This is a genomic window from Streptomyces sp. NPDC015130, assembly GCF_043080005.1.
In the GTDB taxonomy this organism is placed as follows: domain Bacteria; phylum Actinomycetota; class Actinomycetes; order Streptomycetales; family Streptomycetaceae; genus Streptomyces.
Map to the genome: position 1 here is coordinate 311,679 of NZ_JBIBVC010000003.1, position 15,241 is coordinate 326,919.

At 72.0% G+C, this 15,241-nt stretch carries 9 protein-coding genes and 1 pseudogene; 8 read left to right on the forward strand and 2 right to left on the reverse strand.

Going from position 1 to position 15,241, the window contains the following annotated elements; all coding sequences use genetic code 11:
* Positions 1 to 6 precede the first annotated feature (6 nt).
* The 4 genes from ACF08F_RS07665 (at position 7) to ACF08F_RS07680 (ending at position 9,868) form a co-directional block, all read left to right on the forward strand.
* Positions 7 to 7,200 carry an amino acid adenylation domain-containing protein gene (locus ACF08F_RS07665; protein WP_392297576.1) on the forward strand — a complete coding sequence of 2,398 codons (7,194 nt, stop codon included), beginning with the start codon at positions 7 to 9 and terminating at the stop codon, positions 7,198 to 7,200.
* 48 nt (positions 7,201 to 7,248) lie between these two features.
* Positions 7,249 to 7,644, forward strand: coding sequence for a nuclear transport factor 2 family protein (locus tag ACF08F_RS07670; RefSeq protein ID WP_392297577.1), 396 nt, complete (start codon positions 7,249 to 7,251; stop codon positions 7,642 to 7,644).
* A 113-nt stretch (positions 7,645 to 7,757) separates the two neighbouring features.
* A complete protein-coding gene (locus tag ACF08F_RS07675; protein ID WP_392297578.1) occupies positions 7,758 to 8,834 on the forward strand; it encodes a branched-chain amino acid aminotransferase in 1,077 nt (358 codons plus the stop codon).
* A gap of 167 nt (positions 8,835 to 9,001) precedes the next feature.
* Positions 9,002 to 9,868: a class I SAM-dependent methyltransferase gene (locus ACF08F_RS07680; RefSeq protein ID WP_392297579.1), complete on the forward strand. Its 867-nt coding sequence runs from the start codon at positions 9,002 to 9,004 to the stop codon at positions 9,866 to 9,868.
* Here the strand turns inward: ACF08F_RS07680 and ACF08F_RS07685 are convergent.
* Positions 9,823 to 10,230: a MerR family transcriptional regulator gene (locus ACF08F_RS07685; RefSeq protein WP_392297580.1), complete on the reverse strand. Its 408-nt coding sequence runs from the start codon at positions 10,228 to 10,230 to the stop codon at positions 9,823 to 9,825. The two genes, ACF08F_RS07680 and ACF08F_RS07685, sit on opposite strands and share 46 nt — an antisense overlap.
* A 49-nt stretch (positions 10,231 to 10,279) precedes the next feature.
* Here ACF08F_RS07685 and ACF08F_RS07690 point away from each other — a divergent pair, with 49 nt between their 5' ends.
* From ACF08F_RS07690 to ACF08F_RS07705, 4 genes and pseudogenes are all read left to right on the forward strand, one after another.
* The gene (locus ACF08F_RS07690; protein ID WP_392297581.1) at positions 10,280 to 11,188 is read left to right on the forward strand and encodes an NAD(P)-dependent oxidoreductase; all 909 of its coding nucleotides are present in this window, start codon (positions 10,280 to 10,282) and stop codon (positions 11,186 to 11,188) included.
* 406 nt (positions 11,189 to 11,594) lie between these two features.
* Complete coding sequence (locus tag ACF08F_RS07695; protein ID WP_392297582.1) at positions 11,595 to 11,993, forward strand: hypothetical protein; 399 nt, start codon at positions 11,595 to 11,597, stop codon at positions 11,991 to 11,993.
* Between the two features lie 122 nt (positions 11,994 to 12,115).
* Positions 12,116 to 12,545: pseudogene (locus ACF08F_RS07700) on the forward strand (transposase); the annotation flags it as partial.
* A gap of 343 nt (positions 12,546 to 12,888) precedes the next feature.
* Positions 12,889 to 14,133, forward strand: a complete 1,245-nt coding sequence (locus ACF08F_RS07705) for a PQQ-binding-like beta-propeller repeat protein (protein WP_392297583.1) — start codon at positions 12,889 to 12,891, stop codon at positions 14,131 to 14,133.
* A gap of 651 nt (positions 14,134 to 14,784) precedes the next feature.
* Here the strand turns inward: ACF08F_RS07705 and ACF08F_RS07710 are convergent.
* Positions 14,785 to 15,237, reverse strand: a complete 453-nt coding sequence (locus ACF08F_RS07710; RefSeq protein WP_392297584.1) for a DUF6082 family protein — start codon at positions 15,235 to 15,237, stop codon at positions 14,785 to 14,787.
* Positions 15,238 to 15,241: the final 4 nt, after the last annotated feature.

A 15,241-nucleotide genomic window follows, 5' to 3' on the forward strand; every position in this document is an offset into this window, starting at 1 on the left:
GAATCCATGATCCCGTTGTCGTACGCGCAGCAGCGGCTGTGGTTCCTCAGCCGCACGCAGCCGAACCCCAGCTACAACGTGCCGCTCGCCCTCCGTCTGGGCGGCACCCTGGACGCCGACTCCCTGCGCCTGGCACTCCTGGACGTCCTCGGCCGTCACGAGGCCCTGCGCACCCGCTTCCCCGAGGCCGAGACCGAGACCGGCGCCGAGGGCGAGGTCGAAGCCGGGTCCGAGCCGGAGACCGGGTCCGAGACCGCTTCCGGCCCCTGGCAGGACATCGTCCCCGTCGAAGACATCGACCTCCCCTGGGAGTCCGTCGCCACGAACCCCGACCGGCTGTCCGCCGACCTCGGCGACGCCGCCCGCCACGTCTTCGACCTGACCGCCGAACTCCCCCTCCGCGCGACCCTGTTCAAGGTCGCCGACGACGACCACGTCCTCCTTCTCGTCTGCCACCACATAGCCGCCGACGGCTGGTCCCTCGGCCCGCTCGTCCGGGACCTCGCCACCGCCTACACGACCCGGAGCGCTTCAGGACAGGCGCCGGAATGGCCCGAACTCCCCGTGCAGTACGCGGACTACACGCTGTGGCAGCAGGAGGTGCTGGGGCGTGTGGAGGATCCGGGGAGTGTGGCGTCGGGTCAGTTGCGGCACTGGAAGGAGGTGCTGGCGGGGCTGCCGGAGGAGTTGGCGCTTCCGGTGGACCGTGTGCGTCCGGCGGTGCCGAGCCATCGTGGTGACGCGGTGCCGGTGACGCTCGATGCCGGGGTGCACGGGCGGGTGGTGGAGTTGGCGCGGTCGTCGGGTGCGACGGTGTTCATGGTGTGTCAGGCGGCTCTGGCGGCTCTGTTCACCCGCCTCGGGGCGGGGACGGACATTCCGCTGGGGACGCCGGTGGCCGGTCGTACGGACGAGGCGCTGGACGAGCTGGTCGGCTTCTTTCTCAACACGTTGGTGCTGCGGACGGACACGTCGGGTGATCCGTCGTTCCGTGAGCTGCTGGCCCGGGTCCGGCATGCGGACCTGGAGGCGTTCGCGCATCAGGACCTGCCGTTCGAGCGGCTCGTGGAGGAGCTCAACCCGGCCCGTTCGCTGGCCCGCCACCCCCTCTTCCAGGTGATGCTCGTCCAGAAGGACGCGGGCGGCCCCGGGGGCCGCTCCGCCTCCTGGCCAGGCCTGGACGTCGAGACGCTCCCCATCGGCACCGGTTCGGCGAAGTTCGACCTGACGGTGGGGATCGAGGAGCGGTACGACTCCGAAGGCCGTCCGGCGGGTCTGGACTGGACGCTCGGATACGCCTCCGACCTCTTCGACCACCCCACCGTCGAGCTCCTCGGCCACCGGCTCTCGATCCTCCTCGCCGCCCTCGCCCAGGACCCCGACCAGGCCCTCGGCGCCGTCGACCTCCTCACCGACGAGGAACGGCGCCGGCTGCTCCCCGCACCGGGCGACGAACGGCCCGCAGTGACACCCGGCCGCGTCGACCGGGTCTTCGAGGCCCAGGCCGCCCGGACCCCCGACGCCACCGCTCTCCTCTTCGACGGCGAGACCGTCACGTACGGCGCGCTCGACGCCCAGGCCACCCGGCTCGCCGCCCGCCTCCACGCCGGCGGGGTGCGGGCCGGGGACATCGTCGCCGTACACCTGGAGCGCGGGCCCGACCTGGTGCGCGCCCTCCTCGCCGTACTCAAGGCGGGAGCGGCCTACACCCTCCTCGATCCGGACTTTCCCGCCGAGCGGCTGTCCGCCGTCCTCGACCGGACCCGGGCCACGGCCGTCGTCACCGCCCCCGACGTCCCCGAGTGGCTCGCGGCCACCGGCGTCCCGCCGGTCCACCCGGCCGCGCCCGACGACGCCCCCGAGCCCGCGTACCTCCTCCCCGCCGGTCCCGACAGCGCCGAGGCGCCCGCCTGCGTGATGTTCACGTCCGGTTCCACGGGCGTCCCGAAGGGCGTGGTCGCCCCGCACCGTGCCCTCACCGGCACCCTCACCGGCCAGGAGTACGCACCCTTCGGCGCAGGCGAGACCTGGCTGCAGAGCGCCCCCATGTCCTGGGACGCCTTCGCCACCGAACTCCTCGGCCCGCTCCTCAACGGCGGCCGTGTCGTGCTCCAGCCGGGGCAGCGCCCCGACCCGGCCACCATGGCCGCCCTGGTCACCCGGCACGGCGTCACCGTCCTCAAGGCCTCGGCGAGCCTCTTCAACCACCTGCTCGACGAGCACCCGGAGGCCTTCCAGGGCCTCCACGCCGCCATGACCGGCGGCGAGGCGGCCTCCGTCGCCCACACCGCCCAGGTGCTCGAACGGTTCCCCGGGGTCCGCGTCACCAACGGCTACGGCCCCGCCGAGAGCATGGGCTTCACCACCTCCCACACCATCACCGCCGCCGACCTCACCGGCTCGCCGATCCCCGTCGGGACACCCGTCCACGGCAAGTACGCGCACGTCCTCGACGACCGGCTCAGGCCGGTGCCCGACGGTGTGCCGGGCGAGCTGTACCTGTCCGGCGCCGGACTCGCGCTCGGCTACCTCCACCGCCCCGCGGCCACCTCGGAGCGCTTCGTGGCGCACCCGTACGGCGCACCGGGCGAGCGGGCGTACCGCACCGGCGACCTCGTGCGCCGCAGGGCCGACGGCGTCCTGGAGTACCTCGGCCGCGCCGACGACCAGGTCAAGATCCGCGGCTTCCGCGTCGAACCGGCCGAGATCGAGACCCACCTGACCGCGCACCCCGACGTCCGGCAGGCGGCCGTCGTCGTCCGCGAGGACCGGCCCGGCGACCGGCGCCTGGTCGCGTACGTCGTCCCCGTCCGCGCCGGCACGACTCCGGCCGGCCTGCGGGCCCACACCGCCGCACGCGTCCCCGACCACCTGGTGCCGTCCACGTTCGTCACCCTGGACGCCCTGCCCCTCACCCCGAACGGCAAGCTCGACCGCCGCGCCCTCCCCGCCCCCGAGATCAGCGCCGCACCCGGCGGACGGGCCCCGCGCACCCCGCGCGAGGAGATCCTCTGCGGGCTGTTCGCCGAACTCCTCGGCGTCGGCGCGGTCGGCGCCGACGACGGTTTCTTCGACCTCGGCGGCCACTCCCTGCTCGCCGCCCGGCTCATCACCCGGGTCCGTGCCGCACTCGGGGTGGAGATGACCGTCCGCGACCTGTTCCAGGCGCCGACGCCCGCCGGCCTCGCCGGCCGCCTCGACGCCGCCGTCCGGGCCCGCCCCGCCCTGCGCCCGGTCGCCCGCCCCGCGACACCGCCGCTCTCCTTCGCCCAGCAGCGGCTCTGGTTCTTCGGACGGGTCGACGACAGCCCGCTCTACAACGTGCCGTTCGCCCTCCGCCTGCGCGGCACCCTGGACCGCGAGGCCCTGCGGGCGGCGCTCGCCGACGCGGTCCGCCGCCACGAGTCGCTCCGCACCCGCTTCCCGGAGTCCGGGACCGGCCCCTGGCAGGACGTCGTCCCGGCCGAGGAGGCCCAGGACCTGGTTCCCTGGGAGTTCCACGCCACGGACCCCGCCCGCCTTGAGGCCGACCTCAGCGACGCCGCCCGCCGCCCCTTCGACCTGACCGGCGGAATGCCCCTGCGGGCCGCCCTGTTCACGGTCGCCGAGGACGACCACGTCCTGCTCCTCGTCCTCCACCACATCGTCTGCGACGGCTGGTCGATGGGGGCGCTCGCCCGGGAGGTCGCCGCCGGGTACACGGCCCACGCCGCCGGCCGGCCGTCCCCCGCGCGGCCGCTCCCCGTGCAGTACGCGGACTACACGCTGTGGCAGCAGGAGGTGCTGGGGCGTGTGGAGGATCCGGGGAGTGTGGCGGCGGGTCAGTTGCGGCACTGGAAGGAGGTGCTGGCGGGGCTGCCGGAGGAGTTGGCGCTGCCGGTGGACCGTGTGCGTCCGGCGGTGCCGAGCCATCGTGGTGACGCGGTGCCGGTGACGCTCGATGCCGGGGTGCACGGGCGGGTGGTGGAGTTGGCGCGGTCGTCGGGTGCGACGGTGTTCATGGTGTGTCAGGCGGCTCTGGCGGCTCTGTTCACCCGCCTCGGGGCGGGGACGGACATTCCGCTGGGCACGCCGGTGGCCGGTCGTACGGACGAGGCGCTGGACGAGCTGGTCGGCTTCTTCGTCAACACGTTGGTGCTGCGGACGGACACGTCGGGTGATCCGTCGTTCCGTGAGCTGCTGGCCCGGGTCCGGCATGCGGATCTGGAGGCGTTCGCGCATCAGGACCTGCCGTTCGAGCGGCTCGTGGAGGAGCTCAACCCGGCCCGTTCGCTGGCCCGCCACCCCCTCTTCCAGGTCCTCCTCGTGAAGAAGGACCCCACCGCCTCCGGCCAGGCCGAGTCCATGCCCGGCCTGCGCACCGAGGTCGTCCCGGTCGGCACGTGGGTCGCGAAGTTCGACCTGACGGTGGGGATCGAGGAGCGGTACGACTCCGAAGGCCGTCCGGCGGGTCTGGACTGGACGCTCGGATACGCCTCCGACCTCTTCGACCACCCCACCGTCGAGCTCCTCGGCCACCGGCTCTCGGTCCTGCTCTCCGCCCTCGCCCAGGACCCCGACCAGGCCCTCGGCGCCGTCGACCTCCTCACCGACGAGGAACACGACCAGGTCGCCCACCGGTGGAACGACACCACCGTCCCCGTCCCCGCGACCACCCTGCCCCGGCTCTTCGCCGAACAGGCCCGCCGCACTCCCGGGGCCACCGCCGTCCTCTTCGAGGACGAGCGCCTCGACTACGCCGCGCTCGACGCCCGCGCCGAGCACCTCGCCCGCCACCTCGTGGCCCACGGCGCCCGGCCCGAACGCGTCGTCGCCGTCGCCCTGCCCCGCTCCGTCGAGCTGATCGTCGCCCTGTACGCCGTGCACAGGGCCGGCGCCGCCTATCTGCCCGTCGACCCCGACTACCCCCGGGACCGCGTCGCCCACATGCTCCAAGACGCAGAGCCCGCCCTCGTCCTCACCCCCGAACTCCTCGGCGAACTCGAAGCCGCCCCCGCCCCCGGCGCCGTACGCGAACTGCCCGAGGCCCTGCCCGGACACCCCGCCTACGTCATCTACACCTCCGGGTCCACCGGCCGGCCCAAGGGCGTCGTCGTCACCCACGAGGCCATCGTCAACCGGCTCCTCTGGATGCAGCACACCTACGCACTCGAACCCGGCGAACGCGTCCTGCAGAAGACCCCGTCCAGCTTCGACGTCTCCGTCTGGGAGTTCTTCTGGCCCCTCGTCACCGGCGCCACCCTGGTCGTCGCCCGGCCCGAGGGCCACAAGGACCCCGACTACCTGTCCACCCTCATCCAGCGTCACTCCATCACCACCGCCCACTTCGTCCCCTCGATGCTGGAGGCGTTTCTCGGCGCCGCCGACGTCGCCGCCTGCCGCTCCCTGCGGCGCGTCATCTGCAGCGGCGAGGCCCTGCCCACCGTGCTCGCCGAACGCTTCGCCGCCGTCAGCGCCGCCGGACTCCACAACCTGTACGGCCCCACCGAGGCCGCCGTCGACGTCACCGCCCACCGCTTCGACCCGGCCCGCGACGGTGCCCCGTCCGGCGCGGCCGGCGTCCCCATCGGGCGGCCCGTCTGGAACACCGGCGTGCACGTCCTCGACGCCGGGCTGCGGCCGGTGCCGCCGGGAGTCACCGGCGAGCTCTACCTCTCCGGCGTCCAGCTCGCCCGGGGATACCTCGGCCGCCCCGCCCTCACCTCGGAACGCTTCACCGCCGCACCCTTCGGGCCGCCCGGCAGCCGGATGTACCGCACCGGCGACCTCGCCCGGTGGCGCGCCGACGGCGTGGTGGAGTTCCTCGGCCGCGCCGACGACCAGGTGAAGATCCGCGGCTTCCGCATCGAACTCGGCGAGATCACCGCCGTGCTCACCCGCCACCCGGGCGTCCGCCAGGCCGCCGTCGTGGTCCGCGAGGACCGGCCCGGCGACAAGCGCCTCGTCGCCTACGTCGTCGGCGAGACGGACGGGCTGCGCGACCACGCCGCCCGTGCCCTGCCCGCCCACATGGTGCCCGGACAGTTCGTCGGCCTCGCCGAACTGCCCCTGAGCCCCAGCGGCAAGCTCGACCGCCGTCGCCTGCCCCGGCCCGCCCGCGCGGACACCGCACCCGTCCGCGGGCCCCGGGACGGCCGGGAGGAGACCCTGTGCGGGCTGTTCGCGGAGACGCTCGGCGTGGAGACCGTCGGCATCGACGACGGCTTCTTCGACCTCGGCGGCCACTCCCTGCTCGCCACCCGCCTGATCGCCGGCATCCGCCGCGCCTTCGGCGTCGACCTCGGCATCCAGGCAGTCTTCGAAGCGCCCACCGTCGCGGGCCTCGCCGCCCGGCTCGCCGACGACGGCCCCACGACCGGCGACACCTTCGGGTCCCTCCTGCCGCTGCGCCCGCGCGGCGCCCTCGCCCACGCCGCACCGCTCTTCTGCGTCCACCCCGCGGCCGGCATCAGCTGGGTGTACGCGGGCCTGCTGCGCCACCTCGACCCCGAGCGGCCGCTGTACGGGCTCCAGGCCCGCGGCCTGACCCCGCCGGAGCTGCCGGCGGCCGGGCTGGACGCGATGGTCAAGGACTACCTGGCGCAGCTCCGCTCGGTGCAGCCCGAAGGGCCGTACCACCTCCTCGGCTGGTCCTTCGGCGGGCTCGTCGCCCACGCGCTGGCCACCCGGCTGCGCGCCGAGGGGCAGGAGGTGGCCCTGCTGGCCCTCATGGACGCCTACCCGCACCTCGTGACGGAGCCGTCCGGCACCCAGACCGACCCGCCTCCGTCCTGGGTCCCCGGCGGACCGCCGCCCGCCTCCTGCCCGCGGACGCTTGCCGCCCTGCTGGAGTCCCTGGGCCTCCCCGTCCCGGCCGGCACCCTGACCTTCGCGCGGTTCGCGGAGACCGTACGGGAGACCGACGGCCCGCTCGCCCGGTTCGACGGCCCCGCCCTCGCCGCCCTGGCCGAGGTGTTCTCCTCGAACGTCCGGCTGCGGCACGAGTTCGTCCCCGAACGCTTCGACGGCGACCTGCTGTTCTTCGCCGCCACCGAGGGCCGGACCGGCCGCCGCCCGCGGCCCGACGACTGGAGCCCGTACCTCACGGGCCGCCTCGACGTCCACGAACTTCCCTTCACGCACGGCGACATGACCCGGCCCGACGCGCTCGCGCAGCTGGCCGACGCGCTGATCGACCGGCTCACCCCGCCGGCGACCTGAGATCCCGACCCACCCGTCCCGCTCACCCCACCGCCCAGGAGACCCCGCATGCGGACCGACGACTCCACCACCACGGCCACCACGACCGCCACCTCCGCCGAGGCCGACGTACGCCGCTACTACGAGCTGGTCGACGCCGGCGACGTCCCCGGCCTGGTGGGCCTGTTCACCTCCGACGCCACCTACCACCGCCCGGGCTACGAACCCTTCGAGGGTCACGAGGGCCTGACCCGCTTCTACGGCGGCGCCCGCGTCATCCGCACGGGGCGGCACACCCTCACCAAGGTCCTCGTCGAGGGCTCCGACATCGCCGTGCACGGCGAGTTCAACGGCGAGCTCCACGACGGCACCACGGTCGGGCTGCGCTTCGCCGACTTCTTCCAGCTCACGGCGGACGGCCGCTTCGCCCGCCGCGACACCTTCTTCTTCGCGCCGCTCGTCTGACCGGCCCACCTCCGGCTCCGGCTCCGGCTCCGGCTCCGGCCAAAGCCCCGGCCCCGGCAGACAGGCACGCACGCACGCACCCACCGACCCGACCAGACCCGTAAGGAATCGTCATGACCATCACGTTCGACCAGAACTCCGCCGCCTCCGCCCCCCAGCCCGTCCGCTCCCCGGGCCACGGCGACGCGTTCACCGACCACATGTTCACCATGTCGTGGAACGAGACGGACGGCTGGCACAAGCCCGGCCTCTCCCGCCTGCACGACCTCACCCTGCACCCCGGGACGATAGGCCTCCACTACGCCCAGGTCATCTTCGAAGGCCTCAAGGCCCACCGGCAGACCGACGGCGGGATCGCCGTCTTCCGGCCCTGGGAGCACGCCCGCCGCTTCCAGCGCTCGGCCCGCCGGCTGGCCATGCCCGAGCTGCCCGAGGACGTCTTCGTCGACTCGATCGAGCAGCTGCTCCGCGCCGACCAGGGCCTGCTCTCCGACGACCCGAGCCACAGCATCTACCTCCGCCCGCTGATGTTCGGCGCGGACGCCAACCTCATGCTCCGCCCCTCCCACACCTACGAGTACCTGGTCATGGCGTTCGTCGCCGGCGGCTTCTTCGGCAAGGCGATGGAGACCGTGTCGGTCTGGGTCAGCCACGAGCACAGCCGTGCCATCCCCGGCGGCACCGGCAACGTCAAGTGCGCCGGAAACTACTCCGGTTCGTTCGTCGCCCAGCTCCAGGCCCAGGAGGCCGGCTGCCAGCAGGTCGTCTGGCTGGACCCGGTGGAGCGCACCTGGGTCGAGGAGATGGGCGGCATGAACATGTTCTTCGTCCGCGGCACCGGCCCCGGGGCCGAGATCGTGACCCCGTCCCTGAGCGGCTCGCTCCTGCCCGGCGTCACCCGTGACACCCTCCTCGGGCTCGCCGAGGGCATGGGCTACGTCCCCCGGGAGGAGAAGGTCTCCCTGGAGCAGTGGCGCCGCGAGTGCGCCGAGGGCCGCATCACCGAGGTGTTCGCCTCGGGCACCGCCGCCGTCGTCACCCCCGTCGGTCACGTCAAGGACCGCGACGGCGACTGGACGATCGGCGACGGCACCCCCGGCCCCGTCACCCTCGCCATGCGCGACGCCCTGGTCGGCCTGCACCACGGCACCACCCCCGACCCCAAGGGCTGGCTGCACCGCATCTCCTGACGGAACGGACCACCTCCTCCGGCCGCGGCCGGAGGTACCGGAAGCGGCCGATCGGCCCAGGCGCGGCGCGCCTCGGCCGCGCGGACGGCCGCCGGGGGAGCATCGGTGGGCGGGCGGCCCGGCACGGGCCGCCCGGCACCACCCCCCAGGCACGAAGAGGTCCGGTCATGGAACAGCACGGCGGTCGCTACGGCGAGGACGTCTTCCGCCCCGAGCAGGCGGGCGAGGGCGAGCGCATCGACTACGGAGCCCTCGCCTACGACGGCGTCACCATGGCCCGGCTCCGGGCCCTCGGCGCCGGTCCGGGATGGCGCTGCCTGGACGTCGGGGCCGGCACCGGCACGGTCTCCCGGCGGCTGCTCGCCGAGGCCGGGGTCACGAGCGTGCTCGCCGTCGACCGCGACGTACGCTTCCTGAGCGACCGGCCCCTGCCGGGGCTCGACGTGCTGGAGGCCGACGTCACCGCCCCGGACTTCGATCCCGGCCGGTTCCGCCTCGTGCACGCGCGCTTCGTGCTCATGCACCTGCCCGAGCACGAGCGCCTGATCCACCGGCTCGCCGAACTCGTCGAACCGGGCGGGGTGCTGGTGCTCGGCGACGCCGTCGACCTGACCAGCGGCCTGCCGGACTCCGTGGCACCCGGCACTCCGTACACCGCGGTCATGCGGGCGATGTGGCAGGGCCTGCGCGACACCATCGGCACCGACGTCGGCTGGGTGCCCTCGTACCCCCACCTGCTCCGCGGGGCCGGCCTCCGGCCCGTGGCCGCCGAGATCCACGTACCGCCGCTGTCACCCGGCAGCCCCATCAGCCGCTTCTGGGCGGACACCTGGCAGCGGAGCCGGGCGGCGATGCTCGCCACCGGGCTCGTCGACGACGCGGCCGTCGACGCGGCCGTCCGGTACCTGGACTCCGACGTGTGCGCCGCCCTGTCGGCCGGGATGCTCACCGCCTGGGGTCGGAAGCCCGGTGGGCCCGGCCAGGACGGTCAGGAGGCGACGGACCTCACCACGGGGTCGGTGAGCAGCGGGTAGTTCTCACCGCCCAGGCGTTCCGCCGCGTCGATGTAGCCGTTGAGGGCCTCACGGGACCGGGACAGCCGGTCCATCTGGCTGTCGAGCCGCCGCAGGCGCGAGCGCATCGCGGCCAGCAGCTCGGGACAGCCGACGAGCTCCGGGGCCTCGCCCACCGCGCAGGGCAGCAGGTACGCGATGTCCTCGGAGGACAGCCCGGCCCCGAGCAGGTGCCTGATCTGCTTCACCCGCAGCAGGGCGCTCTCGTCGTACTCGCGGTAGCCGTTCGTGCCCCGGTCCGCCACCAGCAGACCCTGGGCCTCGTAGTAGCGCAGCTGGTGGGCGTTGACGCCCGTCCGCCGACTCAGTTCCCCGATCCGCATCGAAACCTCGCTTGACCTTCACACCGGTATCAACGTTGACGATGCTGCCATGAACAACACACACCACGCGCCCGTGACGGTCATCGGACTCGGACTGATGGGCCAGGCCCTCGCCGGCGCGTTCCTGAGAGCCGGACACCCCACGACCGTGTGGAACCGCACGTCCGCCAAGGCCGCCCCGCTGGTGGCCGAGGGAGCCCGATCGGCACCGACCCTCCACGAGGCGCTCACCGCGAGCCCCCTGACGGTCGTCTGCCTCACCGACTACGACGCCGTGCACGAGCTGCTCGGCGCGCCCGGCGTCGAGCTGGGCGGCACGACACTGGTCAACCTGACCTCGGGAAGCTCCGCCCAGGCGCGCGCCGCCGCCGCATGGGCCGAGGAGCGCGGCGCCCGCTACCTGGACGGGGCCCTCATGGCCGTCCCGCCGGTGATCGGCACCGCCGAGGCGGTGATCCTCCACAGCGGACCCGAGGAGGTCTTCGCGGCGCACGAGCCGACGCTCGCCGCCCTCGGCACGGTCACCCACCTCGGAGCGGACCCCGGACTCGCGTCCCTGTACGACGTGGCCGGCCTGGCCATGATGTGGAGCGTCCTGAACGCCTGGCTCCAGGGCACCGCCCTCCTCGCCGCCGCCGGTGTCGACGCCGCGACGTACGCGCCGTTCGCCCGCCAGATCGCCGCCGGAGTGGCCGACTGGCTGCCCGGGTACGCCGAACAGATCGACAAGGGCTCCTTCCCGGCCGAGGTGGCCGCGCTGGAGACCGACGCGCGGGCGATGGAGCACCTGATCGAGGAGAGCGAGGCGATGGGGGTCAACGCCGAACTGCCCCGACTGATCAAGACGATGGCGGACCGGGCGATCGCCGCCGGGCACGGCGGGGAGCAGTACCCCGTGCTGATCGAGGAGTTCGGTAGGCCGTACGAAGGGCGAGCCGGGGCGCTCGGCGAAGGGTGAACCGGGAGGCCTGCGCGAGGCGGGTCGGGGAGGCCCTCCGAAAAGCGGGCCGGGGCCTAGGCCCTGTCGTCAAACTCCCGCCTGCCTGCGACGCCATGCACGCACTCTTGCCGCAGGGCCCGCCCTCCGGGCGGGCGACGGGAGTTTGACGACAGGACTTGGCCTCGCGCTTTCACGAAGCGGTCTGTCCGGCACGTGATCAAAGACGTGGGAAGTGCCTCTGAACAGCGAGGATGGAGATTGCTGAGGTTCTGGTCCCGTACGAGGCGGCGACACTTTTCAGGTGAGGCGGTGCATCGCCCCGGCAGTTGCTCGCCATCCTCGACGCCGAAGCCACGTCGCTCTGTGCCGGGCGGGCCGGACAACGCCCTGGCCGCACTCCACTCATTGCTCATACGATCCCGGCATGACGAATACGGCGTGGCGCGTCACTCTCGGCGTGGTGGCGTCCAGCGCGTTCTTCTGGGCAGTCGCCGGGGCCGTTGACCTGGGACTGGAGCGAACCCGTAAGGGCTACGCCCTCCCTGACGGCGGAGGATGGTACACACTCGCCCTGTTTGCCGGATTCATCGTCGCCTACTTCAGCGTGGCCTCCCTCACCGATACGACCGCCGGTCGGCACGCGGCCCTGGTCCCGGCGGCGGGTGCCTGCTTCGGTGTCGTCTCGTGCCTGCTCATGGGCCAGCAAACGCGGCACTGGGTCGCCGCCGTCGTCATGGCACTGATCGGATCTGCCCTGCCGCTCATTGCTCACCGACGGAACCGCACACGGCGCGCCCGGCTTGGTGCAGACGCACCGGCCTAGCCTCCCGCTATCGCACGCGCGGGAGGCCGAGGCCTGATCAGAAACGCGCCGAGTGCCCCTGAACAGCAACGATAGGACTTGGCTAGGGTCCAGGTCGGCGCGTGGAAAGAAGCACTCCTCAGGTGAAGAAGCGTATCGGGTTCTCTCCGCGTGTCCGGGTCGAGGGCGGCGGCCGGGCAGTGGTCTCCCAGGCCGGTGCCGTCCTGCTGGTCGAGACGGTTCGCAAGGCCGGGCGGGCTGGACACGTCGATATCGACGGCGCTTGCGCCGTGGCGGAAGGCTCGGGCGGTGCACGATCCGGGCAAGGTCCTGCTGGACATGGCCCTCGCGGTCGCCCTCGGCGGGGACTGCCTGGCCGACGTGGGGATGTTGCGGGCCGAGCCGGCCGTGTTCGGTCCGGTGGCCTCCGACCCGACCGTCTCGCGGCTCATCGACAGCCTCGCCGCGGCCGGACCGAAGGCCCTGACCGCGATTCGGTCCGCGCGGGCCGAAGTCCGCGAACACGTCTGGCGGTGTCCGCGTGCGGCAGCAGGTGTCCCAGCATCGGAAACATGGATCTTGGTGCTCAGGCCGCTGTGGGAGCGTCCGATCGCATGGTGGTCGGGCTCGTCTGCCGGATCCCCTTCTTACGGGCCCCCGCCGCGTTCTGGTGGGTGCGCACGATGGTCGAGTCGACCGAGACGACCCAGTCCAGATCACCCTCGCATCGGGATGGCGTCCCCCCATGGTGTAGCTGACCAAGGGCCGCGCTCACGGCGCGGTCACGCCCGATGTTCGAGGAACGGATGAGTTCGTAACCCTGTTCGACGGCAGATCCTGAGCGTCAAACTGACCACTCGGAGGGAAAGTTCAGAGATCGAGGAGACTGATGCGCTTACGGAAGTACGACCACCGCATGACGGCCGGCTGGATGGCACTGGGCCTGATCGTTCTGGCGGGATGCTCGCACCCGGATCCTGCCAAGGGGCCCCAGAACCCGGGAGGCTCCTCGGCCTCAGCGCCGCAGCCGACCAAGAGTGAGCCGGCTCCCGCCGCGGACCGCAGTCACGATCCGGTCACCGCGTTCAACGACGAGCACATCATCCTTCCCGACGGGGCGGTTGCGCTGGACGCCGGGACGGCATGGGTATCTGCCTGGGAAGGCCTGGTAGCCATCGAGATCGCCACCGAGAAGACCGTGGTCTCCAAGCTGAACGGTCAGCGTGCCACCAAGCAACCGGAACGGGGTTCCCCCGTCGTGGCCGACGTCGGAGGCACTCGACTGGTAACGACGGTTGCGGCACTCGAGATAGCAGGCAGCGGAACCCAGCGCACACAGTTCGCCATCGAACTGATCGCGGCCGACGCCGCGACGAAGGAGAAGGCATGGAGCACGAAAATCCCACTGGAAGAGGCTTTCGCCGAAAATGTCGATCTGAAGATCTGGGGCGTAGACCGGGGTATCGCGGTCATCGGGTACGGCAGCTCCCTTTGGGCAGTCGATCTCGCCACCCGCAAGACTCTGTGGGACAAGCCGAACATCAGTAAGGTGATCACCGTGGGCGACGGCGCCATCGTGGTTTCCTCGTCGACTGGGATCGGCGAGGAACAGTTGCTGGGGCTGAGCGTGCTGACCGGACAGCAGGTCTGGAACAAGGACTTCAAGACCGGCCTGCTGGAATCCAGCCCTACGTTCATCGCCGCGGGGCCACGGCATCTACTCATCGTTCGGGGCGAGGACCTGACCGTCTCCCGCATGGACTTCGTGGAGACTCGCACAGGGCGTCAGGTGACTGAAACCGGCGTCACCGTGGCCCCGGACGCCTGCTCCCACGACCGGGCGGAAACTATCGTCTGCGGCAAGTACAAGTACGGGTCATACGGCATGTTCGCACTGGACGCCAAAACCGGCGAGAAGCTTTGGTCACTGCCGACGAATGACCGGGATGCACCACGCTTCACCTCGGCGTGGCACGGCGTCGTGTACGGGTACCTCAGGGGCGAAGCCCTGATGCTGGATGCCCGCACCGGCAAAGACCGGCCAGGAACGCTGCAAGAGTCCCCCGACCTGGTCGACGGACTCGCCGGAATCTTCGTTGACCTCGGCAATCCAGGCCGCGCTGACGAACGCCGGGCCACAGCACGAGTCACCACCGGCTGAGCACGCCCGGAAGCCGGTCCGGAGCGTGGGCCCGAACCCGGCCCGAGCGGGAGCTGACTTCCTACCTGCGTCAGCAGCCGCCGTTGAGGTCTAGCAGAAACACGTCATCGCGTGGTGTAGCTGATCTTGGCTGGGAAGTGCGCCGTCGCGGTGTGCCCGCGTGCATCGGCGGTCGTTGAATGATCCCTGAGAACAGGCTGGCCACCGGGCAAATGTCCTTGGTGAAGGGTCAGTTCAACCAAAGGAGTGCACGGCGGCTTTGTCTCGGCATGACTTACTTCGCCTGCTGGAGTCACTACGCTCGGCAGACGGTCTTGAGCTCGTGCGTGAGGTTGCCGAGCGTCTGCTGCAGGAGCTGATCGAGGCCGAGGCCGCTGCGAGGACCGGTGCCGAGTGAGGCGGACGGACCGAGTCCCGCACCGGCTGGCGCAACGGACACGGGGACTCACCGATCCCGCCCGCGCCACCCAGCTCCTGCGAGCCCGCTCATTCTGACGAACCTCGAAGTGAACCAGTGATAGATCCATCCACCCCATAGACCCCGCCTGGAGCGCGGCCGCGGCCGAACGCTTCTGCGGTCACCGCCGGGTGCTAGGCGTGGAACGCCTGCAGAAATGCTGCCTGCGATGCAGTAGGCGTCACTTGCCAAACCTACGACGCAAGCCGCCCCACGACTGTCCTTCGTCCGACATCCGGGTCGGCGACTGGACCGTCGCCAACAACGTCGAGTTCGCCTACACGCCGACCAACGGCAGCGAGAGACGTGATCAGATGCTGCCGATGCCGCTTCAAGGCCACCGGCGCAACGGGTGGTGACCAGGCCTGCAGCAGATGCGGATCACTCAGCGCGAGTGTCGCGAGCTGGAGATGGCTGCCCCTGATGGCCTGCTCGTTGCTCGTGCGCGCCTGGCGGACCTGGAAGAGGAGCGAGAGAGCCACACCGGCCGAAGCGATGGCTGAGAGCACGACGGACACGGCCCCGTACGTCTGGCTGATGTCACTGAGCTTCCCCCAGTCCGTGCTCGCCGGAGCCACAGCGGCCAGCACGAACGGTGTGGAAACGATCAGCCCCAGCAGCCCGAGCCCGAGCAGGCCGTACGCCAAGGCC

Excerpts from the sequence above, each read along its gene's own strand:
- ACF08F_RS07690 (WP_392297581.1), top strand. The coding sequence starts at position 10,280 with ATGAACAACACACACCACGCGCCCGTGACGGTCATCGGACTCGGACTG.
- ACF08F_RS07685 (WP_392297580.1), bottom strand. The coding sequence starts at position 10,230 with ATGCGGATCGGGGAACTGAGTCGGCGGACGGGCGTCAACGCCCACCAG.
- ACF08F_RS07695 (WP_392297582.1), top strand. The coding sequence starts at position 11,595 with ATGACGAATACGGCGTGGCGCGTCACTCTCGGCGTGGTGGCGTCCAGC.
- ACF08F_RS07670 (WP_392297577.1), top strand. The coding sequence starts at position 7,249 with ATGCGGACCGACGACTCCACCACCACGGCCACCACGACCGCCACCTCC.
- ACF08F_RS07675 (WP_392297578.1), top strand. The coding sequence starts at position 7,758 with ATGACCATCACGTTCGACCAGAACTCCGCCGCCTCCGCCCCCCAGCCC.
- ACF08F_RS07705 (WP_392297583.1), top strand. The coding sequence starts at position 12,889 with ATGACGGCCGGCTGGATGGCACTGGGCCTGATCGTTCTGGCGGGATGC.
- ACF08F_RS07665 (WP_392297576.1), top strand. The coding sequence starts at position 7 with ATGATCCCGTTGTCGTACGCGCAGCAGCGGCTGTGGTTCCTCAGCCGC.
- ACF08F_RS07680 (WP_392297579.1), top strand. The coding sequence starts at position 9,002 with ATGGAACAGCACGGCGGTCGCTACGGCGAGGACGTCTTCCGCCCCGAG.